At 67.4% G+C, this 26177-nt stretch carries 26 protein-coding genes; 14 read left to right on the forward strand and 12 right to left on the reverse strand.

Annotated features, from left to right (window positions below; translation table 11 throughout):
- Positions 1 to 2 precede the first annotated feature (2 nt).
- The 4 genes from LZD57_RS17245 to rsmA all read left to right on the forward strand — a co-directional run bounded on the left by LZD57_RS17245 (position 3) and on the right by rsmA (position 5608).
- On the forward strand, positions 3 to 2444 hold the full coding sequence (locus LZD57_RS17245; RefSeq protein WP_233720726.1) for an LPS-assembly protein LptD: 2442 nt from the start codon (positions 3 to 5) through the stop codon (positions 2442 to 2444).
- A 346-nt stretch (positions 2445 to 2790) separates the two neighbouring features.
- Positions 2791 to 3738 carry a peptidylprolyl isomerase gene (locus tag LZD57_RS17250; protein ID WP_233720727.1) on the forward strand — a complete coding sequence of 316 codons (948 nt, stop codon included), beginning with the start codon at positions 2791 to 2793 and terminating at the stop codon, positions 3736 to 3738.
- Positions 3735 to 4781 (forward strand): 4-hydroxythreonine-4-phosphate dehydrogenase PdxA, encoded by a 1047-nt coding sequence (pdxA, locus tag LZD57_RS17255; RefSeq protein ID WP_233720728.1) that lies wholly within the window; start codon positions 3735 to 3737, stop codon positions 4779 to 4781. The genes LZD57_RS17250 and pdxA overlap by 4 nt, the downstream gene beginning before the upstream one ends.
- A complete protein-coding gene (rsmA, locus tag LZD57_RS17260) occupies positions 4781 to 5608 on the forward strand; it encodes a 16S rRNA (adenine(1518)-N(6)/adenine(1519)-N(6))-dimethyltransferase RsmA (RefSeq protein ID WP_233720729.1) in 828 nt (275 codons plus the stop codon). Before pdxA ends, rsmA begins: the two co-directional genes overlap by 1 nt.
- 96 nt (positions 5609 to 5704) lie before the next feature.
- Here rsmA and LZD57_RS17265 read toward each other — a convergent pair whose 3' ends face one another.
- The 6 genes from LZD57_RS17265 to LZD57_RS17290 form a co-directional block, all read right to left on the reverse strand.
- Positions 5705 to 6067: a HepT-like ribonuclease domain-containing protein gene (locus LZD57_RS17265; RefSeq protein ID WP_233720730.1), complete on the reverse strand. Its 363-nt coding sequence runs from the start codon at positions 6065 to 6067 to the stop codon at positions 5705 to 5707.
- A complete protein-coding gene (locus LZD57_RS17270) occupies positions 6067 to 6396 on the reverse strand; it encodes a nucleotidyltransferase family protein (RefSeq protein ID WP_233720731.1) in 330 nt (109 codons plus the stop codon). The genes LZD57_RS17265 and LZD57_RS17270 overlap by 1 nt, the downstream gene beginning before the upstream one ends.
- 95 nt (positions 6397 to 6491) lie before the next feature.
- Positions 6492 to 7157 (reverse strand): guanylate kinase, encoded by a 666-nt coding sequence (gene gmk / locus LZD57_RS17275; RefSeq protein ID WP_233720732.1) that lies wholly within the window; start codon positions 7155 to 7157, stop codon positions 6492 to 6494.
- Positions 7154 to 8041, reverse strand: coding sequence for a YicC/YloC family endoribonuclease (locus tag LZD57_RS17280; protein ID WP_233720733.1), 888 nt, complete (start codon positions 8039 to 8041; stop codon positions 7154 to 7156). Before LZD57_RS17280 ends, gmk begins: the two co-directional genes overlap by 4 nt.
- 155 nt (positions 8042 to 8196) lie before the next feature.
- Positions 8197 to 9330: an endolytic transglycosylase MltG gene (mltG, locus tag LZD57_RS17285; protein WP_255700020.1), complete on the reverse strand. Its 1134-nt coding sequence runs from the start codon at positions 9328 to 9330 to the stop codon at positions 8197 to 8199.
- 123 nt (positions 9331 to 9453) lie between these two features.
- A complete protein-coding gene (locus LZD57_RS17290; protein ID WP_233720735.1) occupies positions 9454 to 9888 on the reverse strand; it encodes a MarR family winged helix-turn-helix transcriptional regulator in 435 nt (144 codons plus the stop codon).
- A gap of 94 nt (positions 9889 to 9982) precedes the next feature.
- Between LZD57_RS17290 and LZD57_RS17295 the strand changes: the two genes are divergently transcribed.
- From LZD57_RS17295 to LZD57_RS17330, 8 genes are all read left to right on the forward strand, one after another.
- The gene (locus LZD57_RS17295) at positions 9983 to 10672 is read left to right on the forward strand and encodes a glutathione S-transferase family protein (RefSeq protein WP_233720736.1); all 690 of its coding nucleotides are present in this window, start codon (positions 9983 to 9985) and stop codon (positions 10670 to 10672) included.
- Between the two features lie 32 nt (positions 10673 to 10704).
- Complete coding sequence (locus tag LZD57_RS17300; RefSeq protein ID WP_233720737.1) at positions 10705 to 11400, forward strand: DUF899 family protein; 696 nt, start codon at positions 10705 to 10707, stop codon at positions 11398 to 11400.
- Between the two features lie 39 nt (positions 11401 to 11439).
- Positions 11440 to 12051 (forward strand): dihydrofolate reductase family protein, encoded by a 612-nt coding sequence (locus LZD57_RS17305; RefSeq protein ID WP_233720738.1) that lies wholly within the window; start codon positions 11440 to 11442, stop codon positions 12049 to 12051.
- Positions 12048 to 12707, forward strand: coding sequence for a glutathione S-transferase family protein (locus tag LZD57_RS17310; RefSeq protein WP_233720739.1), 660 nt, complete (start codon positions 12048 to 12050; stop codon positions 12705 to 12707). Before LZD57_RS17305 ends, LZD57_RS17310 begins: the two co-directional genes overlap by 4 nt.
- A gap of 65 nt (positions 12708 to 12772) precedes the next feature.
- The gene (locus LZD57_RS17315) at positions 12773 to 13210 is read left to right on the forward strand and encodes a VOC family protein (RefSeq protein ID WP_233720740.1); all 438 of its coding nucleotides are present in this window, start codon (positions 12773 to 12775) and stop codon (positions 13208 to 13210) included.
- Positions 13211 to 13278: 68 nt separating this feature from the next.
- The gene (locus tag LZD57_RS17320) at positions 13279 to 13986 is read left to right on the forward strand and encodes a DUF1428 domain-containing protein (RefSeq protein WP_233720741.1); all 708 of its coding nucleotides are present in this window, start codon (positions 13279 to 13281) and stop codon (positions 13984 to 13986) included.
- A 45-nt stretch (positions 13987 to 14031) separates the two neighbouring features.
- Positions 14032 to 14814, forward strand: coding sequence for a VOC family protein (locus LZD57_RS17325; protein WP_233720742.1), 783 nt, complete (start codon positions 14032 to 14034; stop codon positions 14812 to 14814).
- 5 nt (positions 14815 to 14819) lie between these two features.
- Positions 14820 to 15308, forward strand: coding sequence for a VOC family protein (locus LZD57_RS17330; protein WP_233720743.1), 489 nt, complete (start codon positions 14820 to 14822; stop codon positions 15306 to 15308).
- Positions 15309 to 15947: 639 nt separating this feature from the next.
- Here LZD57_RS17330 and LZD57_RS17335 read toward each other — a convergent pair.
- The 5 genes from LZD57_RS17335 to LZD57_RS17355 all read right to left on the reverse strand — a co-directional run bounded on the left by LZD57_RS17335 (position 15948) and on the right by LZD57_RS17355 (position 23373).
- Positions 15948 to 17066, reverse strand: coding sequence for a DUF4167 domain-containing protein (locus LZD57_RS17335; protein WP_233720744.1), 1119 nt, complete (start codon positions 17064 to 17066; stop codon positions 15948 to 15950).
- Positions 17067 to 17418: 352 nt separating this feature from the next.
- Positions 17419 to 18405, reverse strand: coding sequence for a peptide chain release factor N(5)-glutamine methyltransferase (gene prmC / locus LZD57_RS17340; RefSeq protein WP_233720745.1), 987 nt, complete (start codon positions 18403 to 18405; stop codon positions 17419 to 17421).
- Positions 18406 to 18427: 22 nt separating this feature from the next.
- The gene (prfA, locus tag LZD57_RS17345; RefSeq protein ID WP_233720746.1) at positions 18428 to 19513 is read right to left on the reverse strand and encodes a peptide chain release factor 1; all 1086 of its coding nucleotides are present in this window, start codon (positions 19511 to 19513) and stop codon (positions 18428 to 18430) included.
- A 121-nt stretch (positions 19514 to 19634) separates the two neighbouring features.
- Entirely contained in the window at positions 19635 to 21842 is a 2208-nt protein-coding gene (gene ptsP, locus LZD57_RS17350) for a phosphoenolpyruvate--protein phosphotransferase (RefSeq protein ID WP_233720747.1), read from the reverse strand.
- Between the two features lie 277 nt (positions 21843 to 22119).
- Positions 22120 to 23373, reverse strand: a complete 1254-nt coding sequence (locus LZD57_RS17355; RefSeq protein WP_233720748.1) for an aspartate kinase — start codon at positions 23371 to 23373, stop codon at positions 22120 to 22122.
- Between the two features lie 364 nt (positions 23374 to 23737).
- On the opposite strand from LZD57_RS17355, the gene ubiG reads away from it, so the two are divergent.
- Both ubiG and LZD57_RS17365 read left to right on the forward strand, forming a co-directional pair.
- Positions 23738 to 24481: a bifunctional 2-polyprenyl-6-hydroxyphenol methylase/3-demethylubiquinol 3-O-methyltransferase UbiG gene (gene ubiG, locus LZD57_RS17360; protein ID WP_233720749.1), complete on the forward strand. Its 744-nt coding sequence runs from the start codon at positions 23738 to 23740 to the stop codon at positions 24479 to 24481.
- 353 nt (positions 24482 to 24834) lie between these two features.
- Complete coding sequence (locus LZD57_RS17365) at positions 24835 to 25182, forward strand: hypothetical protein (RefSeq protein WP_233720750.1); 348 nt, start codon at positions 24835 to 24837, stop codon at positions 25180 to 25182.
- Between the two features lie 207 nt (positions 25183 to 25389).
- Here LZD57_RS17365 and LZD57_RS17370 read toward each other — a convergent pair whose 3' ends face one another.
- The gene (locus LZD57_RS17370; protein ID WP_233720751.1) at positions 25390 to 26145 is read right to left on the reverse strand and encodes a sulfite exporter TauE/SafE family protein; all 756 of its coding nucleotides are present in this window, start codon (positions 26143 to 26145) and stop codon (positions 25390 to 25392) included.
- Between the last annotated feature and the right edge of the window lie 32 nt (positions 26146 to 26177).

Here is a 26177-nt window from a genome sequence, read left to right on the forward strand (position 1 = left end):
CGATGACATTGAGGGGGACGTTCGCCGCCGAGCCGGGCGCGTTCCGGCTTAGGCCGTGGACCATTCTTCTTTTCGCGGCGTTTCTGCTCGGCGACCCGGCAGGCGTGCGCGCTCAGCCGGCGATCCCGACGGTGGGCGCAGCGGCGCCGGACCGCGACGCCAAGCTGTTCCTGGCCGCCGATACCGTCAATTACGACACCAGGAACGACGTCGTCACCGCCACCGGCGGTGTCCAGATCGATTACGGCGAATACAAGCTGGTCGCCCGGCGGCTGATCTACAATCAGAAGACCCGCCGGCTGATCGCCGTCGGCGACGTCGAGCTGAAGGAGCCCGACGGCAACCTGATCTATGCCGACCAGATCGACGTCACCGACGACTTCCGCGACGGCTTCATCGAGGCCCTCAGGCTGGAAACGCCGGAAAACACCCGATTCGCCGCGGCCCAGGCGGTGCGCGGAAACGGCGCCACGACATTCGAGCGCGGCGTCTATACCGCCTGCGAGCCGTGTCGCGAAAATCCCGAGCGCGCCCCGCTGTGGCAGATCAAGGCGCGGCGAATCATCTGGGACGAGAAGGAGAAGGTGATCCGCTATTACGGTGCGCAGTTCGAGCTGTTCGGCGCGCCCATCGCCTATCTGCCCTACTTCCAGTCGGCCGACCCGACGGTGAAGCGCCAGAGCGGCTTCCTCGCACCGGAGTTCCGGACCTCCAGCGATCTCGGCTACGGCGTGCGGGTTCCTTATTTCATGGTGCTGAACGACAGCGCCGACGTCACCGTCGCCGGAACCTACTACACGAAGCAGGGCTTTCTCGCCGAAGCCGAGTATCGGCAGGCCTTCGACAACGGCATGTTCACCCTGAAGACCGCCGGCATCATCCAGCAGGACCGGGGCACCTTCGACGACGACACCCCCGACTACGCCAACAAGGACCGCGGCATGATCGGCTCGACCGGCAAGTTCGCCCTGTCCGACCGCTGGACCTTCGGCTGGGACGTCCTCGTGGAGAGCGACCAGAACTTCGCCAACACCTACGACATCGCCGGATATTCGGACGGCAAGCGCGTCTCCGAAGTCTATCTGACGGGTCTCGGCGAGCGCAGCTACTTCGACCTCAGGGCGCAGAAGTTCCAGTACCAGTCGGACGACGACGGATTGTCGCGTCAGCAGCCCTACGTCCTGCCGTCCCTTGACTACGAGCGGATCGAGCCGGAGTCGCTTTTCGGCGGCGAACTCAAGCTGACCGCCAACCTCGCTTCGATCCATCGCAACGAGGATTCCGTCACGCGGATCTGCAACACCTATCTTTCGGGCGGGATCGACCCCGAAGACGATTGCGCGGAGCCCTTCGACGGCTTCCAGTTCGATCCGAACAACCTTCGCTACGAGGGCCTGGACGGCAGCTACACCCGCGCGACCACGGCGCTCGAGTGGAAGAACAGCTACATCCTTCCCGTCGGCCTGGTGCTGACGCCGATGGCCTCGGTGCGGGGCGATCTCTACACCGCCGACATGTCGAGCAACGGCTCCACCCTGCCGTTCTACGCGGGCGGGACGCGGATCACCAACGATGGCTTCGGCGCGGTGGACATCGACGACGACGGCTCGCGAGGCATGGCGACGGCGGCCCTCGAGGCGCGCTACCCCTACATGATCGAGACGGCATACGGCAGCCACGTCATCGAGCCGATCGGCCAGATCATCGTGCGCCCGGACGAGACCAGCATCGGCTATCTTCCGAACGAAGACGCCCAGACCCTCGTCTTCAACACCGCCAACCTCTTCTCCCTCGACAAGTTCTCCGGCTACGACCGGATCGAGGGGGGCACCAGGGCCAATCTCGGCCTGCGCTACGCCGGCAATTTCGACGGCGGCTATTCGATCGACGCGGTGATCGGCCAGTCCTATCATCTGGCCGGCATCAACTCCTACGCCCAGCGCGACCTCAGCCTCGTCGGCTATGATTCGGGCCTGGAAACCGATCGCTCCGACTATGTCGGCTCCCTGTCCTTCGGCATGCCCTCCGGCGTCACCTTCGGCACCCAGGCGCGGTTCGACGAAGAGGACTTCGCCCTGCGCCGGGCCGATCTCTACGGCTCCTATACGGGACCGATCGCTTCGGGCTACGTCGCCTATTCTTTCATCGACGCGCAGCCGACCTACGGGTCGATCGACGATCAGAACCAGATCACCGCCGGCGCCTCGCTGAAATTCGACCAGAACTGGACCGCCTACGGCACGATCGGCTACGACATCGAGAACAAGTCGGTGATCCGCCAGGGCGTGGCCGTCGGCTGGGCCAACGAGTGCTATTCGATGCTTCTCGCATTCGAGGACGAAAATTCCAGCTATTCCGACGAAAACGGCTCGACGACGGTGATGTTCAAGATCGGCCTGAGGACGCTGACGAACTTCAACGAACCCTACGACATCGGGCTCTGAGCGGCGCACTCCGCCGCTACGCGATCGCGCCGGCAGCCCGGTGCGGGGCGCCTGCGTGGCGACGGCAATCCCCTCCGGTTCGACCGACGCTCGCGCGAAGGCCTGCGGCAAAACGATCTCGCCGTTCCGCGCCGTCACCATCGTTTCGCCAAAGCTTTCGTGTTGACCGGACCGGTGACGCGCGCCACCGACCGCAGTCAGCGACGAATTCACTTCTCACGGAGCGTCAAGTCGCTTACACGAAGACGGCCTGACGGCGGGCGGGCCGCAAGTCGATCGGCCGCGCCGACCAACCGACCAACCCAGCGGCAGAAACGGCCGCTCTGGATGAGGAGTCAGAGCCTCGATGACATTCGTGAGATTGCTGGCAGGCCTTGCCGCGGCCGGCGCCTTTTTCGTCGCTGCGCCCGCCGACCTTTCGCTCGCCCCGAAGGTGGCGCAGGCGGCTTCGGAGGTCGCCGTCGTCGTCAACGGTCAGCCTGTCACCACCTATCAGATCCGTCAGCGGGCGGCCTTCATGAAGCTTCGCCGCGAGAGCGGAAATCTCACGCAGAAGGCCACCGACGAGCTGATCGACGAAACGCTGAAGCTGCAGGAAGCGCGGCGGCGCGGGGTGAACATTCCCGATCAGGCCGTCGATCAGGCCTTCGAGAACTTCGCCAAGCAGAACAAGCTCTCCCCCGCGCAGCTCACGGAAGTGCTGTCGCGGGCCGGCTTCTCCGCCGAGGGCTTCAAGACATACATCCGCGCCCAGATGAGCTGGGGCCAGGCCGTGCAGGCGAGCCTTCGCCGCAACGAGGCGGTGAGCGAGCAGGATGCGGTCCAGCGCATGCTGGCCCAGGGCGGCAAGAAGCCGACCACCACCGAATACACGCTGCAGCAGATCATCTTCGTCATTCCGCCGAGCGAGCGCGGCGCCAGGATGCCGCTGCGCAAGCGCGAGGCCGAGGGCATGCGCGGGCGGCTGCGGGGCTGCGAGGGAACCTACGACATCGCCAAGCAGCTGCGCGACGTGACCGTGCGCGATCTCGGCCGCGTCGCGGCGCCGGAGCTGCCGCCGCTCTGGAAGGACGCGGTGGAGGCGTCGTCGGTCGGCAAGTCGACGCCCGTGAAGGAAACCGATCGCGGCGTCGAGTTCATCATGGTGTGCAACACCCGCGAGATTTCCGACGACGTGTCCGCGGCGATGGTCTTCCGCTCGCGTGATCTCGAAAAGCTCGGCAAGAGCGAGTCGGGCCCCGACAAGGAGCTTCTCGACAAGCTCAAGAAGAGCGCGAAGATCGTCCGCAAATGACGGCCGGCGGCGGCGACACCCGCCTCGCGCCGCTCGCGGTGACGCTGGGCGAACCGTCCGGCGTCGGCGCGGACATCGTGCTGATGCTGAAGGCGGCGAAGGCCGACGCGCTTCCGCCGCTGTTCGTCCTTGCCGATCCGGACATGCTGTCCGCCCGCGCGAGCCGGCTGGGACTTTCCGGCCGGATCCGCTTCGAGACGATCGCCGCGCCGGAAGACGCCGCCGGTGCCCGCCCCGAGGCGCTGGCGCTGCTGCCCCTCGAAAACCGTCAGACGGAGACGCCCGGCACGCCGCGGCCGGCCAACGGGGCCGGCACGATCGAAGCGATCGACCGGGGCGTCGGCTTCTGCCTCGACGGGCGGGCTTCGGCGATCGTCACCGGGCCGATCGACAAGAAGGCGCTCTACGACGTCGGCTTCCGCCATCCCGGCCATACCGAATATCTCGCCGAGCTCTGCTCGCGGTCCGGCACGCCGGTCGTGCCGGTCATGCTCCTGACCGGGCCGGAGCTGTCCTGCGTCCCCGTCACCATCCACATTCCCCTCGCCGACGTCCCGGCCGCCCTGACGCGCGATCTGATCGTCGAAACCTGCCGCATCACCGCAGCGGACTATCGGCGCCGCCTCGGCATCGCCGCGCCGCGTCTCGCCGTCGCCGGGCTCAATCCCCATGCCGGCGAAAAGGGGGCGATCGGCGAGGAGGACGAGGCGGTGATCCGCCCGGCGATCGAGGCCCTGAGAGCCGAGGGCATCGATGCGGTCGGCCCGCTTCCCGCCGACACGATGTTCCACCCGCCGGCCCGGGCGCGCTACGACGTGGCGATCTGCATGTATCACGACCAGGCGCTGATTCCGGCCAAGACGCTGGCCTTCGACGAAACCGTCAACGTCACGCTGGGCCTGCCGATCATCCGCACCTCGCCCGACCATGGCACCGCCGCCGACATCGCCGGCACCGGCACCGCGCGCCCCGACAGCTTTGCCGCCGCCATCGCGCTCGCCTGGAAGATGGCCGCGAGCGAGGCCGCGGCGAAGACCCCCTGATGCCCCCCACCGACGGGCTGCCGCCGCTGCGGGCGGTGATCGAGGCGCACGGCCTCGCGCCGAAGAAGAGCCTCGGCCAGAACTTCCTCCTCGATCTCAACCTCACCGGCCGCATCGCCCGGCAGGCCCTGCCGCTCGACCGGGCAACCGTCGTCGAGGTCGGCCCCGGACCGGGCGGCCTGACCCGCGCGCTGCTCGCCGAGGGCGCCAGGAAGGTCGTCGCGATCGAGAAGGACCCGCGCTGCATCGCAGCCCTCAAGGAAATCGCCGCCCGTTTCCCCGGACGGCTGGATATCCTCTCTGCCGACGCGCTCGACGTCGATTTCACGGCGCTGTCCGGCGGCGGCCCGGTCAAGATCGTCGCCAACCTGCCCTACAATGTCGGCACTCAGCTGCTGCTCGACTGGCTCACCCCCGCCATCTGGCCGCCGGTGTGGGAAAGCCTGACGCTGATGTTCCAGAAGGAGGTCGCCGAGCGCATCGTCGCGGCCCCCGGCACTAACCACTACGGCCGCCTGTCGGTCCTCGCCGGCTGGCGGGCGCGGGCGAAGATCCTCTTCGACGTCTCTCCCGCCGCCTTCACGCCACCGCCGAAGGTCACCTCGTCGATAGTCCAGCTGACGCCGAACCCCGCACCAGAACCCGCCGCGCTCGACAAGCTCGAAAAAGTCACCGCCGCCGCCTTCGGCCAGCGCCGCAAGATGCTGCGCCAGAGCCTGAAGCCCCTCGGCGGCGAAGCGCTGCTCACGAGCGTCGGCATCGACCCGCAGCGGCGGGCGGAGACACTGAGCGTCAGCGAGTTCGTGCGGCTGGCGAATGCGGTGTGAGCCGAAGGGCGTCCGGTTCGTTCGCCCTCTGGAGCCGCGAGGCAAAAAGGGACGAAACGCGGCGATTGCGGGGGCGAATGTCCTCGCAGACATGACTTACGGTGTAGCTTCCCCATCCAGCCGTGCCATCAACCGAATGACGGCGGGCCGTAGAGCCGGCAAATGGACCACCAGGATCGACCGGATGTCGTTGTGATTGATGCGATAGTATTCGTGGCGCAGGAAGTTGCCGATGCCGATGATCCCCTGCCACGGCACGTCGGGCTCCCGACTTCGCAGGTCGGCTGGCAGTTCCTTGGCTGCCTCGGAAATAATCTGGATCGATCGCTCCACCGCCCGGATGAGCACGAAATCGCCGAGGATCGTCTCGAAGGTCAACCCGTCCGTGTGGGACAGAATGCCGTCGATATTTTCGAGAATATGTTGGAGCCTGACGCGGGGGTCTTTGGCCGAAGTCATCAGAAAACGCGGACCGCGCTGCTTTCGATGAATGGCCGATAGACAGGCACCAGCCGGTCGCGGGTGCTGAACCCGATCTCCATTCCCGGAAACGCACTCTCCAGGGCCTCATAGGGCGCGAGAAAGTCCATGATGTCGGCGTCCCGCCCCTCGTCGAAATCGGCCAGCAGATCGATGTCGCTGTCCGGCCCGGCCTCGTCGCGGGCATAGGAGCCATAGAGATACAGCGCCGCCACGCCATGGGCGCGGATCTGCGGTTCGAGGCCCTTGAGGCGGGCGATGACGTCGTCGCGGGTCATGGCCTCAAGATAAGATGACTCGTCGACCATGTCATCTTCGATCGCATGTCAGCCTCGCCCGTCGCACCGAGCTGCACGAGCGGCGAGGTCGATCGGACGCGCATCTTCGTGCGAACCGCTCCCCCTCACCCAACCTCCTGCGCCAGCAGCGTCTCCGTAAAGGCCACCAGTCCCGGCCGTCGCTCGCGCTTCAGCCGCTCCGCCGCGATGATCGCCCGCACCGCCTGAAAGGCCCGGTCGAGATCGTCGTTGACGACGACGTAGTCGTAGTCGCGCCAGCGCGCGATCTCGACCTTGGCGTTGTTCAGGCGGATGGCGATGGTCTCGGCCGAGTCCTCGGCGCGGCGCAACAGGCGGGTCTTCAGCTCCTCCATCGAAGGCGGCAGGATGAAGATCGAGACGACGTCGTCCTTGGCCTTTTCCTGCAATTGCAGGGCGCCCTGATAGTCGATGTCGAAGAGCATGTCGCGGCCCTCGCGCATCGCCTTTTCCGCCGGCGCGCGGGGGGTGCCGTAGAAGTTGCCGTGCACCTCGGCCCATTCCAAGAGCCCCTCCCCAGCCCGCAGGAACTCGAATTCCTCCCGGTCGACGAAGCGGTAATGGACGCCGTCGATCTCGCTGGTGCGGCGCTTTCGCGTCGTCACCGACACCGACAGCGAGAAGCTCGGATCGAATTCGAGGAGATTGCGGGCAATCGTCGACTTGCCCGCCCCCGAGGGCGAGGAGAGGACCAGCATGATGCCGCGGCGGGCGATGTCCGGCGTCGAGCCGAGGTCGGTCGAAAGGGTCATTCGATGTTCTGCACCTGCTCGCGGAACTGGTCGACGAGGACCTTGAGATCGAGCCCGATCGCCGTCAGCGAGGCCGCGTTGGACTTCGAACAGATGGTATTCGATTCGCGGTGAAATTCCTGTGAAAGGAAGTCGAGCCGCCGGCCGATCACCCCGCCGGCGTCGAGCAGCGCCCCGGCGGCCGCGAGATGGGCGCGCAGCCGGTCGATCTCCTCGCGGATGTCGGCCCGCGCGGCGAGGATCGCCGCCTCCTGGTGAAGCCGGACGGGGTCGAGGCCCTCGCTCGCCGCGGTGAGCGCCTCGACCTGCTCCTTGAGACGCCTCGCGATCGCCTCGGTGGTGCGCGCCGGGTCGCCGTCGGCCCGTTCGACGAGGGTGCCGATCTCGGCCAGCCGGTCGGCAAGGACGCCGTGCAGCGCCGCGCCCTCTTCGCGCCGCGTCTCTTCCAGCCGCGCCAGCGCCGCGTCGAATCCCTCGACGACGGCGGCGTCGCGTGCCCCGGAGGCGGTGTCGTCGAGCGCTTCCTCGGCGACGTCGATCAGGCCCTTGATGGCGAGAAGCCCGTCGGCGGTCGGCGGGGCGGCATGGCCGTCCGCGACGAGGCGGCTCGACATGGCGAGGATCTTCGACAGCATCTCCTCGTTGACGACGAGGGCCGGAACGCCGGCCTCGCGCCGCCACTGCAGGCTGGCCTGGAGATTGCCCCGGGAAACCGTGGCGGCGAGACGGCGGCGGAGGTCCGCTTCGAGATGCTCCATGCCCTGGGGCAGCCGGAAGCGGACGTCGAGCCCCTTGCCGTTGACCGCGCGCAACTCCCAGACGAAGCTGCCCGCAGGCGTCTCGACTTCGGCGCGGGCAAAGCCCGTCATGCTCCTGACCGCCATTGCGCGCCCTCTCCGATCGGATCCGGGGCCGGCGAAGCGGGCCGGCCCATTGGCGACTGAGTGTCCCATCGCGGCCTTCGGATCAAGCCCCGAGGGCAGAGCCGAGGCCCATGGCGACGGCTCCGGCCGCGTCGCCCGGCGTCACCGGTGGACGTTCACCCGCCCGAGGCGGCTTCTTCCTCGGCGTTTCGCTGGCGCTGCAGCGCCCGGTATTTCGCGACGTTGTTGTTGTGCTCCTTGAGCGAGGAGGCGAAGACGTGACCGCCGGTGCCGTCGGCGACGAAGAAGAGATCGTCGGTCTCGAGCGGATGGGCGACCGCTTCGAGCGCCGCCCGGCCGGGATTGGCGATCGGCCCCGGCGGCAGGCCGCGGATCTTGTAGGTGTTGTAGGGCGTCTCGCTGTCCTTGTCGGACTGGCTGACCGGCTGGCCGGAGGGTTTGCCCTCGCCGCCATAGACCCCGTAGAGGAAGGTCGGATCGGAATCGAGCCGCATCCCCTTCTTCAGCCGGTTGATGAACACCGAGGCGACGTGGGGCCTTTCGCCGGCGATGCCGGTCTCGCGCTCGACGATCGAGGCGAGGGTGATGAACTGGCCGATGTCCTTGATCGGCAGGTCCGGTTCGCGCCCTTCCCAGATCTCCTCGACGAGCTGGTCCTGGGCGCCCTTCATCTGCCGCACCACCTCCTTGCGGGTGGTGCCGCGCTGGACGAGATAGGTGTCCGGCTTGAGCGTCCCCTCGGGCACCTCGCCGGGCATGTCCCCGGTCAGGAAGTCGGCATTGGCGATCCGCTCATAGGCGCGATAGACGGTCCAGCCTTCGGGAATCGTCACGGCGTGCATGATCGATTCGCCGCTCTTCAGCTTCTCCATCACCTGCCGCATCGAGGCGCCGGCCGGGAAGGCGTATTCGCCGGCCTTCAGCTGGCCGCCGGCGCCGGACAGGCGCACGCCGTATTCGAACACCTGGGCGTCGGAGACGATCCCTTCGCTCTCCAGGCCGCTGGCGATCGAGGAGACCCCCGTCGAGCGCGGGACGACATAGGTCGCCTCCTTCGTCAGCGGCCCGGGCCGCTCGAATTCGCTCTTGCCCCAATAGAGGATCGCGCCGACGGCCAGAAGCACGAACAGGCCCGCCGTCAGGCAGAAATTCAGGAAGATCACCAGCTGGTTGCGGGAGTGGCGCGAGCGCCTCGGCGGCTTGGGGGCCGGCGAGGACTGAAATTTCCGGCCGCGCGGGTTCCGACGGTCGTCGCCGCTGCCGTCTGCGTAGTGATCGTTCACCGACATCCCCTCTCGCGCGCCCTCGTTCGCCCGCTCTGGCACCATGCCAATGTGGCAAAACGCCGGACGACGCAAGGAAAGTCGGCCCGACGCCGGGCGAACGGCGCCTGCCGACCGGGTCTGCGCCGCTCAGGCAAGGGCGTTGAGATCGCTGCGCAGGCGGTCCGGATCGCCGGCGATCCCGAGCGCCTCTTCGAGCTCGGCCTGCGTCCATTCCCACAGCGGCACGGCGTCGGCGAGGATGTCCCGGCCGGCATCCGTCAGCGAAAGGCGGCGCAGACGCCGGTCCTTCTCGTCCGGCGACACCCGGAGCAGCCCTCGCCGTTCCAGCGGCTTCAGATTGGCCGTCAGGGTCGTGCGGTCCATGCCGAGAAGGTCGGCGACCGAACCCAGCGTCGGCGGCTCGGGGCGGTTGAGCGACATCAGGATCGAGAACTGGCCGCTCTTCAGGTCGAGCGGCCGGAATGCCTCGTCGAACTTGCGGGCGATCGCCCGGGCCGCCCGCTGGCTGTGCAGGCATAGGCAGTTGTCGCGAACCCGGATGGTGGTGGTGAAGGGCACCATGTTCGAAGCTTCGGCATGCGAATCATTTCGGTTTGACATAGGACGTTTATGTTGATATCAACGTTTATGTCCAGTCGGGAATTGGGAGGTTCCGTTGCAATCGTCTTCGAATCCACAGGTTTCGATCGTCGTCACCGCCTACGACTGGGTGCCTTCCTTCGCGCAGGGCTACGTCCGCGACCTGCGGGTGCGCTGGGCGCTGAACGAGGCGAAATTGCCCTACGAAGCCCGGCTGATCGACCACCGGCAGAAGAGCGAGCCGGAGCACCTCGCCCGCCAGCCCTTCGGCCAGGTGCCGGCGATCGACATGGACGGCGGCTCGATGTTCGAGTCCGGCGCGATCGTCTGGACGATCGCCGAGGCGAGCGACCATCTCCTTCCCAAGGGCCCGGCGGAGCGCCGGCAGGCGCTGACCTGGAGCTTCGCCGCACTCAACACCGTCGAGCCCGTGGTGGCGCGTCTGGTCGAAATTGCCTTCTTCCTCGACGACGAGGAGCTGAAGGCGAAGCTCCGCCCCGGCGCCGTATCGGCGGTCGAGACGCGCCTCGCCCAGCTCCAGGCGGCGCTCGGCGAGCGCGACTTCCTGGTGGGCGAGTTCTTCGCGCCCGACATCCTGATGGCCACCGTGCTGCGCAACCTCGGCCACGGCGACGTTCTCGCCGGCTTTCCGGCGCTCGAGCGGTATCTGGAGCGCTGCCTTGCCCGGCCCGCCTTCGAAAAGGCGCTCGCCGAGCAGGTCGAGCCCTTCGCCAGAAATGCCGCCCGCTACGAAGTCGCCGCCTGAACCGATCCGCCGTCGCTGCAAGGACACCACCGATGAGCGAAGCCGAACTCAGGCCGGCGGGCGAACTCGCCCGGCTCGCGCCCCGGCATTTCCCCAATGAGAGCGCCGCCTATCGCCGGGCCCGGACCGAGCTTCTCGCCGAGGAGATCGAGCTGCGGCGCCACCTCGCCCGCGTCGCGGCGCTGCGACGGACGCTTCCGCCCGGCGGCGAGGTCTCGCGCGACTACCGCTTCGCGACTGGAAAGGGCGAGGTCGGGCTGGCCGATCTCTTCGGCCCGCACGACACGCTCGTCCTCTACAGCTTCATGTACGGGCCGAAGCGCCGGGACGTGTGCCCGATGTGCGCGGCGACGATGAGCGCCTGGGACGGCGAGGCCCCGCATATCGAGCGCCGCGTCGCCTTCGCCATGGTCGCCCGCTCGCCGATCGTGCGGATCAGGGGGCTTGCCGAAGAGCGCGGCTGGCGGAACCTGAAGCTCTATGGCGACCCGTCCGGCGACTATACGGCCGACTATGTCGGCGACCGGGATTCGGACATGCCCGCCTACAACGTCTTCTCGCGCAAGGACGGGACGATCCGGCACTTCTGGGCCCCCGAAGGCGGCAGCGAGATCGCCGATCCCGGCCAGGACCCGCACATGGCGCCGGACCTCAACCCGCTCTGGACCATCCTCGACACGACGCCCGAGGGGCGCGGCACCGACTGGTATCCGAGCCTTCGATACTGACAGAGCAGCTCGCGAGGCGCGGCCGAGAAAGGACATGCGATGCGCAAGATCGTGGCGGGCCTGTTCCAGTCCCTCGACGGCGTCGTCCAGGCGCCCGGCGGCCCGCAGGAGGACGAAAGCGGCGGCTTTGCCTTCGGCGGCTGGCTGGTTCCGCATTTCAGCGAGACGACGGGGGCCTTCATCGACGAGGTCTTCTCCGGCGCGTTCGACCTGCTGCTGGGGCGCAGGACCTACGACATCTTCGCCGGCCACTGGCCGAAGATCGAGGGCGACCCCTTCGCCGACAAGTTCAACGCGGCGGCGAAATATGTGCTCACATCGTCGCGCGAGCCGCTCGCCTGGCACAATTCCCACCGGCTGGAAGACTTCGCCGCCGTCAGGGCGCTGAAGGAGACCGACGGGCCACGGCTGATCGTTCAGGGATCGAGCACGATCTATCCCGGACTCGTGGAGAACGGCCTGATCGACCGGCTCTATCTCATCACCTTCCCGGTCATTCTCGGCACCGGCAAACGGGCGCTTCCAGGCGTCATGCCCGGAGCCTTCCGGCTGGTCGACACCAGAGTTTCCGAGAGCGGCGCGATCATCGCCGTCTACGAGCCGTCCGGGGAAGTCCGCACCGGCTCGTTCGCGCTGGAGGACCGGGGATGACGCTGCAGCTCTTCGCCCATCCCTTCTCCTCCTACTGCCAGAAGGCGCTGATCGCGCTCTACGAGAACGACATCGCCTTCGAATTCCGGATGCTCGGCCCCGACGCGCCCGACACCTTCGGCGAGTTGAAAGCGCATTGGCCGATCGGAAAATTCCCGCTGCTTCTGGACGACGGCCGGCCGATCGTCGAAGCCTCGATCATCATCGAGCATCTGGCGCTGCATTACCCCGGCCCCGTCCGGCTGATCCCGGACGATCCGAAGGCGGCCCTGCAAGTCCGGTTCTGGGATCGCTTCTTCGACAACTACATTGCGACGCCGCAGCAGAAGTTCGTCATCGACGCCCTGTCTCCCGAGGGCAGCCGCGATCCCTACGGGGTCGAGCGCGCCGGCGCGATGCTCGACACCGCCTATGCCCATCTCGACCGCCACATGCAGGGCCGCGAATGGGTGGCAGGAGAGACGTTCTCCCTCGCCGACTGCGCCGCCGCGCCGCAGCTCTTCTATGCCGACTGGACCCATCCGATCGGCGACCGATTTCCGGCCGTCACCGCGTATCGCGAACGGCTGAAGGCGCGCCCTTCCTTCGCCCGCTGCATCGATGAGGCACGACCCTATCGCCCGCTTTTCCCGCTCGGCGCGCCGGACCGGGACTGAAGCCGGAAGACCGACCCGAAACCGGCGAGCGATCCGCCAGACAGTGAAGTGAAGTGAAGCGTCTTATGAGCGAAAAGATCTTCGTCAATCTCCCCGTCGGCGACGTGAAGCGTTCGACCGCCTTCTACGAAGCCCTCGGCGCCAAAAAGAACGAGCGGTTCTCCAACGAGACGACGTCCGGGATGGTGATTTCGGACACCATCCACGTCATGCTGCTCTCCCACGATCGCTGGCGCGACTTCACGACCAAGGCCATTCCCGATGCCAAGACGAGCGCGCAGGTGCTGCTCTGCCTGACGATGGACAGCCGCGAAGCCTGCGACGCCGCCGTCGCCGCGGCGGTCGCCGCCGGCGGCACGGCCGATCCGACGCCGAAACAGGACTACGGCTTCATGTATGGCCGCTCCTACGAAGATCCGGACGGACACATCTGGGAAGTCACCTGGATGGATCTCGCCGCGATGGAAAAGGCCATGGCCGGCGGCGAGCCTCAGGCAGACTAAGCCAGAAGCCGACAGCAAATCCGGCAATCCCCCGACCTCCCGTCCCAATGCCGAAAAGGACGAAACCAATGAGCTACATCCAGGGCTTCGTGACGGCGGTGCCGACCGCGAAGCGTGCCGCCTTCGAGGACCATGCCCGCAAGGCGGCGGCGCTGATGCGCGAGTTCGGCGCGAGCCGCGTCGTCGATGCCTGGGGCGTCGACGTTCCGGACGGCAAGGTCAACGACTTCAAGGGCGCCGTCGCTTCAAAGGACGACGAGACCGTCTGCTTCGGCTGGATGGAGTTTCCCGATGCGCCGACCGCCAAGGCCTGTTTCGACAGGATGATGGCCGATCCGCGCATGCGCGAACTCGGCGACATGCCCTTCGACGGCAAGCGGATGATCTTCGGTGGCTTCGAGACGCTGATGGACGAGGGCGGGTCCGTCGAGGGTGGCTATGTCGACGGCTTCGTCATTCCCGTCCCTTCGGGCAATCGCGAGGCCTTCCGCGCCATGGCGCTGTCCGCATGGCCGATTTTTCGCGACCATGGAGCGAGGCGGGACGTCGAAGCCTGGGGCATCGACGTCCCGCGGGGCGAGGTCACCGACTTCTTTCGTGCCGCCCATGCCGGGGACGACGAGGCCATCGTTTTCGCCTTTGTGGAATGGGACGACAAGGCGTCGCGCGACGCCGGCATGAAGGCGATGATGGAAGACGAGCGGATGGCAACGATGCCGTCCGAAATGCCCTTCGACGGCAAACGCATGATCTTCGCCGGCTTCGAGGTCATCTGAACGCGTCGCCGCGGCGGTCCCACCCCCGGACACAAGAGTGCTCGCATGCCCAATCCGCACGGAACACCCATTTGGTACGAGCTTCTCACCCGCGACCAGGACGCGGCGCAGGCATTCTACGCCAAGGTCGTCGGCTGGACGATCGAAAGGCCGCAGATGGGGCCGCCCGGCGTCGACTACCGCGTCTGCGCGGCAGAGGACGGGCCGGTCGGCGGCATCATGAAGATGCCGGAGGGCGCGCCGATGCCACCGACATGGCTGATCTATTTCGGCGTCGGCGACGTCGACGCGACGGTGGAAAAGGCGCAAGGCCTCGGCGCGGCGGTCCACATGCCGCCGACCGACATCCCCGAAGTCGGCCGCTTCGCCTTCCTCGCCGATCCGCAGGGCACGATGTTCTATGTGATGCGCGGCTTTTCCGACCGGGACAGCCAAGCCTTCCAGGACGGGATGACCGCGCTTCCCGGCCACGCCGTCTGGAACGAGCTGACGGCGCCCGATCAGGACGCGGCGGTTGCCTTCTATGCTGAGCTTCTCGGCCTGAGGCAGGACGGCGCCATGCCGATGGGCGAACTCGGCGACTACAAATTCTGGTTCGCCGGCGACACGCGGATCGGCGCCGTCATGCCGCAGCCGCCCGGCGCCTCGGCGGGCTGGCAGGTCTATTTCTTCGTCGCCGACATCGATGCGGTGCATCGGCGGCTCGAAGCGGCCGGCGGCAGGGCGCTGCATGGGCCGAGCGAGATTCCCGGCGGCTCCTTCGCGATCGTCTCGGCCGATCCCGAGGGCGCCCGCTTCGGCCTCGTCGGCCCTCGCAGGAAGGGCTGAAACTCATGACGCGAGAAACGAAGGACGCCCTCGCCACCTGCCTGTGGTTCGACGGGAACGGCGAGGAGGCGGCACGGTTCTACGTCGATCTCTTTCCCGGCTCCTCCATCGACCGGATCATGCATGCGCCTGCGGATTATCCTTCCGGCGCGGCCGGCAGCGTCCTGATGATCGACTTCACTCTGTTTGGACGACGCTTCCAGGCGCTGAACGGCGGACCGAACTTCACCTTCACCGAGGCGATCTCGCTGTCGATCGATTGCGACGGCCAGGACGAGGTCGATCGCTATCACGACGCCCTGTCGGCCCATCCCGAGAACGAAGCCTGCGGCTGGGTGAAGGACCGCTTCGGCCTCTCCTGGCAGATCGTTCCGCGCATTCTGCCCACCTTTCTCTGCGATCCGGACAGGGCGAAGGCGAAGCGGGTGATGGAAGCGATGATGGCGATGAAAAAGATCGACGTCGCGGCGATCGAGCGCGCCGCCAAGGGCTGAGTCCCAACGGGCTCGGCCGGAAGGTCGGCCAGAGGCGATCGGCCGAAGGAGCCCGGGCAAGGTCCGCCGACCTGCCGCTCCGTCGGCCGGAGACGGGCGGCCCGTCGCCCTGTTCGACGGGTCGCCCGTTCCTGCATGAAGCCGCCTCGGGGCGTCGGGCAGCCGCCGGAAACCCCCGGGAAATGGCCTAGGAGATTCACACATTTCAGATCGCCTTCATCGGCGAGGCGATCTGAAACTTGTGAATGTCGTAGGTCGAACGGCGGAGTGTGCACGAACGGGGCAATCGCTTGAAGGCGAGCGCCGTCGGCGACGCCTCGATCTCCCCCCTTGCGGGGGAGATGGGTGGCAACCCAGAGGGGGGTGTCGCGGCATGTTCGAGCAGTCCGGCGCGAGGTCGCCACCCTCTGCCTGCCGGCATCTCCCCCGCAAGGGGGGAGATCAGGCCAACCGCCAGCTTGCGCCCGGCTTCGAGCGATTGCCCTGGCGTGCACGAGCGCCGGCATTGCGAGCAGCATGGCGAAACATGACGGCTGGCCGAAACGGCAAAGGGCGCGATCGGCTCGATCGCGCCCTCCGTGCTCTCGCTGATACCGGAAAGGGCCAGGCCCGCAATTCCGGGCGGTGCAGCCTCGCCGGTCAGCCGTTGGAAGCCAGCAGGAAGTCCGGCAGTTCGCCCTGCGGCTCGCCGCCTTCGTCGTCGTCCGACTTCTTGGCCCGCGTCGTCCGCCGGCGCTTCGGCTTGTCCTCGCCCTCGGAATCGGCCTTCGGCTTGCGCCGCGTCGCGGGCTTCTTCGCCCCGGTCTCGGCCTCCGCTTCGGCAGACGGTGCCGTTTCCGGAGACGCCTTGGTTTCGGCCGCGTTCGGCGCATCTGCCGCTTCGCCCGCGGTCTCCGCGGCCTCGGCCCTGTCGGCCAGTCGCGGCCGGCGCGTGCGGGTGCGGCGCTTGGCGCGGTTCTGGGTCTCTTCGAGGGCGTCCGCCGCGGTCATCGAAACGGACGACGCGTCGCCCTGGTCGGCATTGCCGCCCTGGCGAGCCTGTTCGCCGGAGCGCTCGTCGTTCCTGCCGGCGCGGCGGTCGTCGGATCGGCCATGGGCTGCCGCGGCGGCGCCGTTGCCGCCGGCGTGACCATTGGCGGCATGGCCGTCATTGTCGTCGCGCACCATCACCGGCTGCGGGCCGGTGCCGGCCGGCGGATTGTTGCGGTCGCGGCGCTGGTGGCCCCCGTCGCGCTGGCCCCCGTCGCGCTGGCCCCCGTCGCGCTGGCCGTTGTCGTCGCGGCCTCGCTGGTTGTTGTCGCGATTGCGGTCGCGGCCGCCATTGTCGCGGCCGCTGCCGCCGTCGCGATTGCCGCCCTGCTGATCGCGGCCGGCATTCTGCTGATGGTCGCGGCCGCCATTCGACTGGAACCGGCGATCGCGATCGTTGCGGTCGTTGCGGTCGCTCGTGTCGTTGCGGCCGTAATTGCCGGTGTCGAAGCCGTCGTCCTCGTCCTCGTCGTCGCTGTCGCGGCTGTCGCGATCGTCGCGGGGCTGCTGGAACTGCGCCTGGGCGGCGGCGATGATCCGATTGTAGTGCTCGGCGTGCTGGAGATAGTTTTCCGCCATGACCCGGTCGCCGGCGGCAGAGGCATCGCGCGCCAGCATCGCGTATTTCTCGGCGACATGCTGGGCGGAGCCGCGAATCTTGACGTCCGGACCGTTCGACTCGTAGTTGCGCGAAAGCGGATTCGGCCCTTTGCGACCACGCCCGCGCATACGGTTCTTTTGCTGTCCTGGCCTCATGCTCTTCCTGTCTCTTGGTGTCGGGAGCATCCCGCAGGATGGTCCGTCTTGGGAGCGTGTAACGTGCCCCGAACGCGGCCGCCTGTCTGAGGTCGGGCCGGCGATGGAAATGTTCTAATTTCGGTTTCGACTGGCGATCCGAACTGCCAGCACACGGACGGCCATTCGGCCATCTCGAGCATCTCCGGGCTTTGCCGCCTGAGATGTCCCCCTCGATTGCTCCGTTACGGGCCTGACAATAGAGATGAAACCCCCGCGCCACAAGCCTTATTTGCCGAAGACGGCGAATCCTCGTGCAAGAAGACGGGCTTCGCGAAAGCTTCCGTCATGCCGGCTGCGAGCGCATCGACACGACCCGCTCGATCCCCGCGAGGTCTCTCGTCCGTCCGGGACCGGCGATGCCGCGCGCCGCGAAAATCGCCTCGACGTCCTCCGCCTGGCCGATGCCGATCTCGACGACGACGGCCGCCCCGGGCAGAAGCACGCGCGCTGCGCCGTCCGCTATGGCGCGATAGGCGTCAAGCCCGTCCGGCCCGCCGTCCAGCGCCAGCCGTGGATCGTGCCGCCGCACTCCCGGCGAGAGCCCGTCGATGTCCCGGGTCGGAATGTATGGCGGGTTGGACAGGACGAGGTCGACCGCCCCGCCGAGTGCCGCCAGGTGATCGCAGGCGACGGGCAGGAAGCGTCCGGCGACGCCCGCCGCCTCGGCATTGCGCCGCGCCGTCGCCAGAGCCCCCGACGAAACGTCGATCGCGACTGCCCGCGCCCGGCCGTAGAGAGCGAGCAGCGAAACGGCGATCGCCCCGGATCCGGTGCCGACGTCGACGAACAGGCACTCGCCCCGGTCAGCGATCGCCGTCTCGACGAAGGGACGGGCCACCTCGACGAGGATTTCGGTCTCGGGCCGGGGCTCCAGCGTCTCTGCCGAAAGGGTGAATTCGTGCTCGTAAAAGGCCCGCCGGCCGATGATCCGATGCACCGGCTCGCCGGCGACCCGCCGGGCGAGAAAGGCCTCCAGGCGTTCGGCGGCGAGAGGAGCTACCACCTGCCCGCTCGCACGGTGGACCTCGCCGGGCGACAGGCCGGCCGCCTCGGCGGTGAGCAGCCGGGCATCGAGGTCGGGGGTGGAAATCTCCGGCGTTCCGCCCGCGGCGCCGCGCGAGTCGGCCCTCGCGGCCGCGCGCAGACGCTGCGCCGCCGAAACGTAGATGTCGCCGAGCCGCGCCGTCACGCCCGCTTTGCCGGCTTCCGGCGCAACGGTGGCAACCGGCTGCCGGCCGGTCGCGCTGCCGTCGTCTTCGGTGCCGCTCATCCGCCGCGCCCCATCGGCCGACTCAAGCCCCCTCGTCGACGCCGACCGCGGCCAGCAGATGCGCCTGATGATCGGCGATCAGCGCCTCGACCAGCTCGTCGAGTTCGCCCTCGATCACCCGGTCGAGCTTGTAGAGCGTCAGGTTGATGCGATGGTCGGTGACCCGGCCCTGCGGGAAGTTGTAGGTGCGGATCCGCTCCGAGCGGTCGCCCGATCCGACCTGGCTCTTGCGGGCGGCGGAGCGCTCGTCGTCGGCCTTCTGGCGCTCCATGTCGAACAGTTTAGCCTTGAGCACCTGCATCGCCCGTGCGCGGTTCTGATGCTGCGACTTTTCCGAGGAGGTGACGACGATGCCGGTCGGCAGATGGGTGATGCGCACCGCCGAATCGGTGGTGTTGACGTGCTGGCCGCCGGCGCCGGAGGCGCGCATGGTGTCGATGCGGATGTCCTCGGTCCGGATATCGACGTCGATGTCCTCGGCCTCGGGCAGCACCGCGACGGTGGCGGCGGACGTGTGGATGCGTCCGCCCGATTCGGTCTCCGGGACGCGCTGCACGCGGTGGACGCCGGATTCGAACTTCAGGCGCGAGAAGACGCCCCGGCCCTTGATCGCCGCGATCACCTCCTTGTAGCCGCCCACCTCGCCCTCGCTGGCGGACAGGATTTCGAGCTTCCAGCGGTGGAGTTCGGCATAGCGCTGATACATGCGGAAGAGGTCGCCGGCGAAGAGACCGGCTTCCGAGCCGCCCGTTCCCGCCCGGATTTCGAGGATCGCGCCCTTTTCGTCGGCGGCGTCCTTCGGCAGGAGCAGGAGCCGGATCGACTGGGTGAGTTCCTCGAGCCGCTCCTTCAGGCTGTCGATCTCGAGTTCGGCGAGCTCGCGCATCTCCCGGTCGGCCGAGGGATCGGCGAGGAGCGCGCGGGTGCCCTTCAGCTCCTCCTCGGCGCGGCGATAGTCGCCGATCGCGGCATTCACGTCTTCGAGCCCGGCATATTCCGCCGCGAGCTTGGAATAGACCTCGTGTTCGGGCCCCTTCGCCATCTCCCGTTCGAGGGTGGCGAAGCGGTTCTGGATGTCGTTCAGCGTGGCGTTCGGCAGAGTTGCCATGATATCCGGTTCGATGCTGTCGGTGGGGGCGATACCCCGTCAGGGGCCGGCGATAGCCCCGCGGCCGCAGGTCGGCAAGCCGCGAAGCATCCGGCGGGCGGTTCCGGGGGCCGTTCGGACGCTAATATGGGATCCGGTGGCGCTCGGCGAAATCCTTCAGGAAACTGCGTGCCGATCCCGCCTCGCCCGGATCGTCGAGAAGCGCGGCCAGCTCGGCGCGGAGCTTCTGCGCGTCGAGTTCGAGGAGCATGGCCTTGACCGGCCCGATCGAGGGCGGCGCCATCGAGATGCTGCGAAAGCCGAGGCCGATCAGGGCCATCGCCGAAAGCGGCCGTCCGGCCATCTCGCCGCAGAGCGACACCGGAACGCCGTGGCGCTCGCCGGAAAGGGCGACGTCCCGCAACGCGCGCAGGAACGGCACCGACAGGTCGTCGTAGCGCGTCGCGACATTGGCATTGCCGCGATCGACGGCGAAGAAGAACTGGAAGAGATCGTTCGAGCCGATCGAGACGAAGTCGAGCATGCCCATCAGCGGATCGAGCTGGTAGAGCAGCGAGGGGACCTCCAGCATCGCGCCGAGCTGCAGATCCTTCGGCGGCTCATGGCCGAAGCGCTCCAGATGCCGGAGTTCACGGTCGATCAGCGAACGCGCCGCGTCGATCTCGGCAAGATCGGTGATCATCGGGAACATGATCTTGACCTTGCGACCGGAAGCCGCCTTCAGAAGCGCCCGCAACTGGGTGCGCAGAAGGCCCGGCCGGTCGAGGGCCAGGCGCATCGCCCGGTAGCCGAGCGCCGGGTTCTGCTCCGGCCCGTGGGCGAGATAGGGCAACAGCTTGTCGCCGCCGACGTCGAGGGTGCGGAAGGTGACGGGCTTGTCGCCCGCCGCCTCGATGACGGCGCGATAGAGCCGCTCCTGATCGCCCGCCCGCGGCATGGTGGAGGCCACCATGAACTGCAGCTCGGTGCGGAACAGGCCGATCCCCTCCGCCCCGGATTCGTCGAGCTGCGGCAGGTCGACGAGGAGACCGGCATTCATCTGCAGCCCGATCGCCGCGCCGTCGCGGGTCTTCGCCGGAACCGCCCGCAGCGAGCGGTAGCGCTGCTGGCGTTCGGCGCGGAATCTCAATTTGTCGGCGAAGAGTTCGTGCACCTCGGGCGGGGGACGCAGATGCACGTCGCCGCTCTCGCCGTCGACGACGATCGGATCGCCGTTCTCCGACATGGAGACGACGCCCTTGACCTGCCCGGCGACGGGAATGCCGAGGGCGCGGGCGACGATCACGACATGGCTGGTCGCCGCGCCGTCCTCGAGGACGAGGCCTTTGATCTGACCGCGGTGATAGTCGAGCAGCTCGGCGGCGCCCATGTTGCGGGCGACGACGACGGCGTCGTTCGTCCCGTTGTCCTGGCCCGCCTGGCCGATGAGCTGGCGCAGGAGCCGGTTGGCGAGATCGTCGAAATCGTGCAGCCGCTCGCGGATGTAGGGATCGGTGAGATGCATCATGCGCGCGCGCATGTCCGACTGCACCTTCTCGACGGCCGCCTCGGCAGTGAGGCCGTTGCGCACCGCCTCCTCCAGCCGGCGCACCCAGCCGCGATCCTGGGCGAACTTGCGATAGGTTTCGAGCACCGCCCGGTGCTCCCCCTCGTCGGCGACGTCGCGCCGCCCCAGCATGTTCTCGATCGACTGGCGCAGGATCGCCAGGGCCTCGGTGAGACGGGAGACCTCGCTGTCGACGTCCTCGTTGAACAGGCTCGACACGATCACCCGCGGCTCGTGCAGGACGACGCGGCCGATGCCGATGCCGTCGCACAGGGCGAGCCCGGCGAAGCTGACGGGCCGGGTGAGGTCGAGGGTGACGCCAGGGCGCGACAGGCCTTCCAGGCCGCCGGCGGCGATCATCTCGGCGATCACCATCGCGACGGTTTCGAGCGCTTCGGACTCCTCTTCGGGATAGACCCGGCCCGCCGCCTTGTTCTGGACGACGAGGACGCCGAGGGTGCGCCCGGCCCGAAGCACGGGCACGCCGAGGAAGGTCGCGTAAACCTCCTCGCCGGTCTCCGGCAGATAGGTGAAGGCCGGATGGTTCTGGGCGTCGGAGAGGTTGAGCGGCCGCGCCGTCGCCGCGATCGTGCCGACGAGACCCTCGCCGAGCCGCAGCTGCGCCAGGTGGACCGAGCCGGGATTGAGGCCTTCGGTGGCATAGAGTTCGAGCACGCCGTCGGCCCGCAGCACGTAAAGCGAGCAGACCTCGGTCTCCATGTGCTTGGCGATCAGCTTGACGATCTGGTCGAGACGCGCCTGCGGCTCCAGGGGCTCGATCATCAGCTCCCGGATGCGGCGCATCAAGACGCGCGGACCTGAGGTGTCGCTCCTGTTCAACCCAGCTTTCCGTTCTGTGCCGCGGCAGCCACTCCTGCGGCGGCAGACGATGTCGGTTACGCGGTTCGCGTCGAACCCAATTGATCACACAAACCGCGTTCGCCCAAGCGTCGCGGCGAATTCGCACCCCTGACGATCAGCTTGGGGTACGACTTGGAGCAAAGCAAGAACCCCCGCCGCTCCTGGAACGCGCCCGTCCCGACCCCGCCGGGCGTCGTCCTCACGCCTTGTCGAGGCCGTAGACGCCATGCAGCGCCCGGACCGCAAGCTCGGTATAGTCGCCGTCGATGAGGATCGAGATCTTGATCTCGGAGGTGGTGATCGCCTTGATGTTGATGCTGCGGGCGGCGAGGGCCTTGAAGGCCGTGGCGGCGACGCCGGTGTGGCTGCGCATGCCGATGCCGATCACCGAGACCTTGGTGAGGCCCGATTCGCTCTGCAGCGCATCGTAGCGCATTTCGGCCTTGGCATTTTCGAGCAGCGTGATGGCCTTCTGCAGGTCGCCCGCCGGCACCGTGAAGGTCATGTCGGTGGCGTCGCCCGATTCGGAGATGTTCTGGACGATCATGTCGACATTGACGCCGGCATCGGCGAGCGGCCCGAAGATCGCCGCCGCGACGCCCGGCCGGTCCTCGACACGCCGCAGCGAAATCTGCGCCTCGTCCCTCGAATAGGCGATACCGGTTACGACCTGCTGTTCCACGATTTCGTCCTCGTCGCAAATGAGGGTTCCCGGCGGATTGTCGAAGTCGCCCATGCCGGGCGCGTCCGGATCCACGAAGGAGGAGCGCACGAAGGTGCGCACCTTGTGTACCATTGCCAGTTCCACCGAGCGCACCTGCAGCACCTTGGCGCCGAGCGAGGCCATCTCCAGCATCTCCTCGAAGGAGATCTTGGCCATGCGGCGCGCCTTCGGCTCGATGCGCGGGTCGGTGGTGTAGACGCCGTCGACGTCGGTGTAGATGTCGCAGCGATCGGCGCCGATCGCCGCGGCGATGGCGACGGCGCTGGTGTCGGAGCCGCCGCGGCCGAGCGTCGCGATGCGGTTGTCGGGGGCGATCCCCTGGAAGCCCGCGACGACGGCGACCTGGTCCTCGTCGAAGCGCCGGACGATCTCGCCGGCGTCGATCTCCTGGATGCGCGCGGCGCCGTGGGCGCCGTCGGTGCGGATCGGAATCTGCCAGCCCTGCCAGGACCGGGCGTTGATCCCCATCTTCTGCAGCGTGATGGCGAGCAGCCCGGCCGTCACCTGTTCGCCGGAGGCGACGATCGCGTCGTATTCGCGCGCGTCGTGGATGGGAGAGGCCTCGCGGCACCATGCGACCAGTTCGTTGGTCTTGCCGGCCATCGCCGACACGACGACGGCGACGTGGTGGCCGGCTTCGACCTCGCGTTTGACATGCCGGGCGACGTTCTGAATGCGGGGAATGTCACCGACGGATGTTCCGCCGAATTTCAGGACGAGACGGGCCATGGGCTCAGATGGTTCGATCCGTTGAGCGCGGGCTTCCGGCGGAGCGGGTCCCGCATCGTTGGTTGTCGCAAGCGAAGGGCTCGCGCTACCCCTTCAGCGCCGGTTCCCTAGCCGATGGCGGACCGCTGCGCAATCGTCGCGACAACATCCCGTGCGTTCGGGCAGGGCGCGCTTTCACGGCGGTCCTTCCCCGCCCCCATCGACCGGTCCGGCCGGCCTTTCGGCAGAGCGAATCGGCATCGTCCGCGCCGGCCCGGGCAGCGCCATCGTTCCTTCCGCGACACGCCGAGGCCCTATCCGGCGCTTGACTTCGCGGCCGCGAAGCGAACATCCCGTCTGGCGAAGCGATGAACGGGACGAAACGATGCCGGACGCAACGACGATCGACGCGAACGAGGTGGAGCGCTTCTCGCGCGTCGCCCAGGAATGGTGGAACCCGGCCGGCAAGTTCAAGCCGCTGCACAAGTTCAATCCCGTCAGGCTCGACTACGTGCGTGAGCAGATGGCGCTGAATTTTTCCCGCGACACGGTGCAGCCGAAGCCCTTCGAGGGGCTCTCGGTCCTCGACATCGGCTGCGGCGGCGGGCTCATCGCCGAACCGCTGGCGAGGCTCGGTGCCTCGGTCGTCGGCGCCGACGCGTCGGAGACCAACATCGAGGTGGCGAAGCTCCATGCGGCCGGTTCGAGGCTCACCATCGACTATCGGGCGACCACCGCGGAAGCCATCGCCGAAGGCGGCGAGACCTTCGACGTGGTCCTCGCTCTCGAGATCGTCGAGCACGTCGCGGACGTCGATCTGTTCCTCACCTCCTGCGCCGCCATGGTGAAGCCGGGCGGCCTGCTCCTGGTCGCCACCATCAACCGCACCTTCAAGGCTCTCACTTTCGCCATCGTCGGGGCGGAATACGTCCTCGGCTGGCTGCCGAAGGGGACCCACCAATATTCCAAACTGGTACGCCCCCACGAGATCGAGCGGCCGCTCCAGGCGGCGGGCCTCTCCATTCTGGAGGAGACCGGCGTCGTCTATCATCCGCTCGCCGACGAATGGCGCCTCGACCGTGACACGGACGTGAACTACATGGTTCTCTCGCGCCGTTCGGAAATATAGCCGGCGCTCGCCGGCTCGACGAGACACGTCGGATCTTGTTTCCCGCTCGCATGGAACAGGACATCGCCGAACATATTCACCTGAGTATGCAAGATCCGGACTCATCGCGATGAAGAATGAGTTCGTAAATGCTCTCGTGCGTCTTCTTGTTGAGGATTGATCATTCGCAACACGAAACTTCATGATGTCTTTGCATTTGCACGCCGTTTCCGTGCGGCATTTCGACTTCCCGATTACAATCGCTCACGAAGCGGTGATCAAGGTCAGGGCAAGCCAGCTCCGTTAGGCTGCTGAAATCGGACGAACAGTGTCGAATGGGCAAAAGGGTTCGAGCGCCGGAAAGAGAGGATGACATGGCTGCCAACCGCGACCTTATTCCGAACGAGGCCACGTGCCCGGTCCCCCTCGATCTTCTGGCAAAGCTCCTGCGCTGCGAGGGCGAGCTCCGCGACGACCTTGTTCGCGCCATTCCCGCGATGGAACGGGCGAGGCTCGCTTTCTTCTGCTACAACCGGGTGCATCTGAGGGATCTCGCCTTCCGCATCACGCTGCTGTGCGAATTGAAGGAACTGCGGATCCTCGCCGGCACCAAGGGCGACATGCTCTACCAGCAGGCGACCGAATACGGCATCTTCGAAGAACACGACCACCTCATGCCGAAGCGCCGCGGCGTGACGCTGGCCAGAACCGCGCGGGGCTGAGGGATCACTCGCGCAGCCCATCGTCAGGTGCGGTCTCCGTCGTTCGGGATTTTTCGGACGGATTCCTCGACCCGCTGATCGACGCGCCCACCGAGGCATCGCGGACGAATCCGACCAGCAGATTGCGGGTCGCTGTGGCGGGGCGGCGCGTCTCAGCGAGGCGACGTCGCCGGTCCGGGTCTCGGCGGGCGGCAGGACGAAACGCCCTCAGCCGGTGACGAAGTAGTAGCCGGCGAGAAACAGCCCGACGGCGATGACGAAGCAGCGCACGGCGATCTGGGGCACGCGCTTGGCGAGCCAGACGCCGCAATAGCCGCCGAGCGCAACGCCCGGGACCATGGCGAGCGCGCCCGGCCAATTCACCACGCCCCCGGAGACGAAGATCACCACCGCGACGACGGCGATGACGTTGGCGAGAACGTTCTTGATGGCGTTCAGCCGGTGATAGTCGCCGGCGTCGGTGAGCCCCAGCGTCGCCAGCATCATGATGCCCATGCCGGCGCCGAAGAAGCCGCCGTAAATCGCCGTGACGAACTGCATCACGGGCGCCGCAATGCCGCGCTTTTCGGTGGTGGCGACCGCCTCGCGCGGCTTCGGTTTCAGCCACGGGCCGGCGGCGAAGAGGCCGGTCGCGGCGAGGAGCATCCAGGGCACGGCAGCGGAGAACTGTTCGTTGTCGAGCCACAGGAGCAGGAGCGCGCCGAGGGTCGAGCCGACCACCGAGACGACCGCGAGGACGGCGATGCCCCGCCACATCCGGCGGATGTCTCTCAGATAGGGCAGCGTCGAGGTGAAATAGCCCGGCAGCTGGACGATCGAGGAGGTGGCGTTGGCGGAGATCGGCGGGATGCCGATCAAGGACAGGGCCCCGAAGGAGATGAAGGTGCCGCCGCCGGCCACCGCATTGATGGCCGCCGCCGCAAAGCCGGCGAGGAAGAGAAGCAGAATGGTGAGGATGGACATGAATGGGGAATCGCTGAAGTGAGGACGGACCC

The sequence above is a fragment of the Jiella avicenniae genome, assembly GCF_021390325.1.
GTDB lineage: Bacteria > Pseudomonadota > Alphaproteobacteria > Rhizobiales > Rhizobiaceae > Jiella > Jiella avicenniae.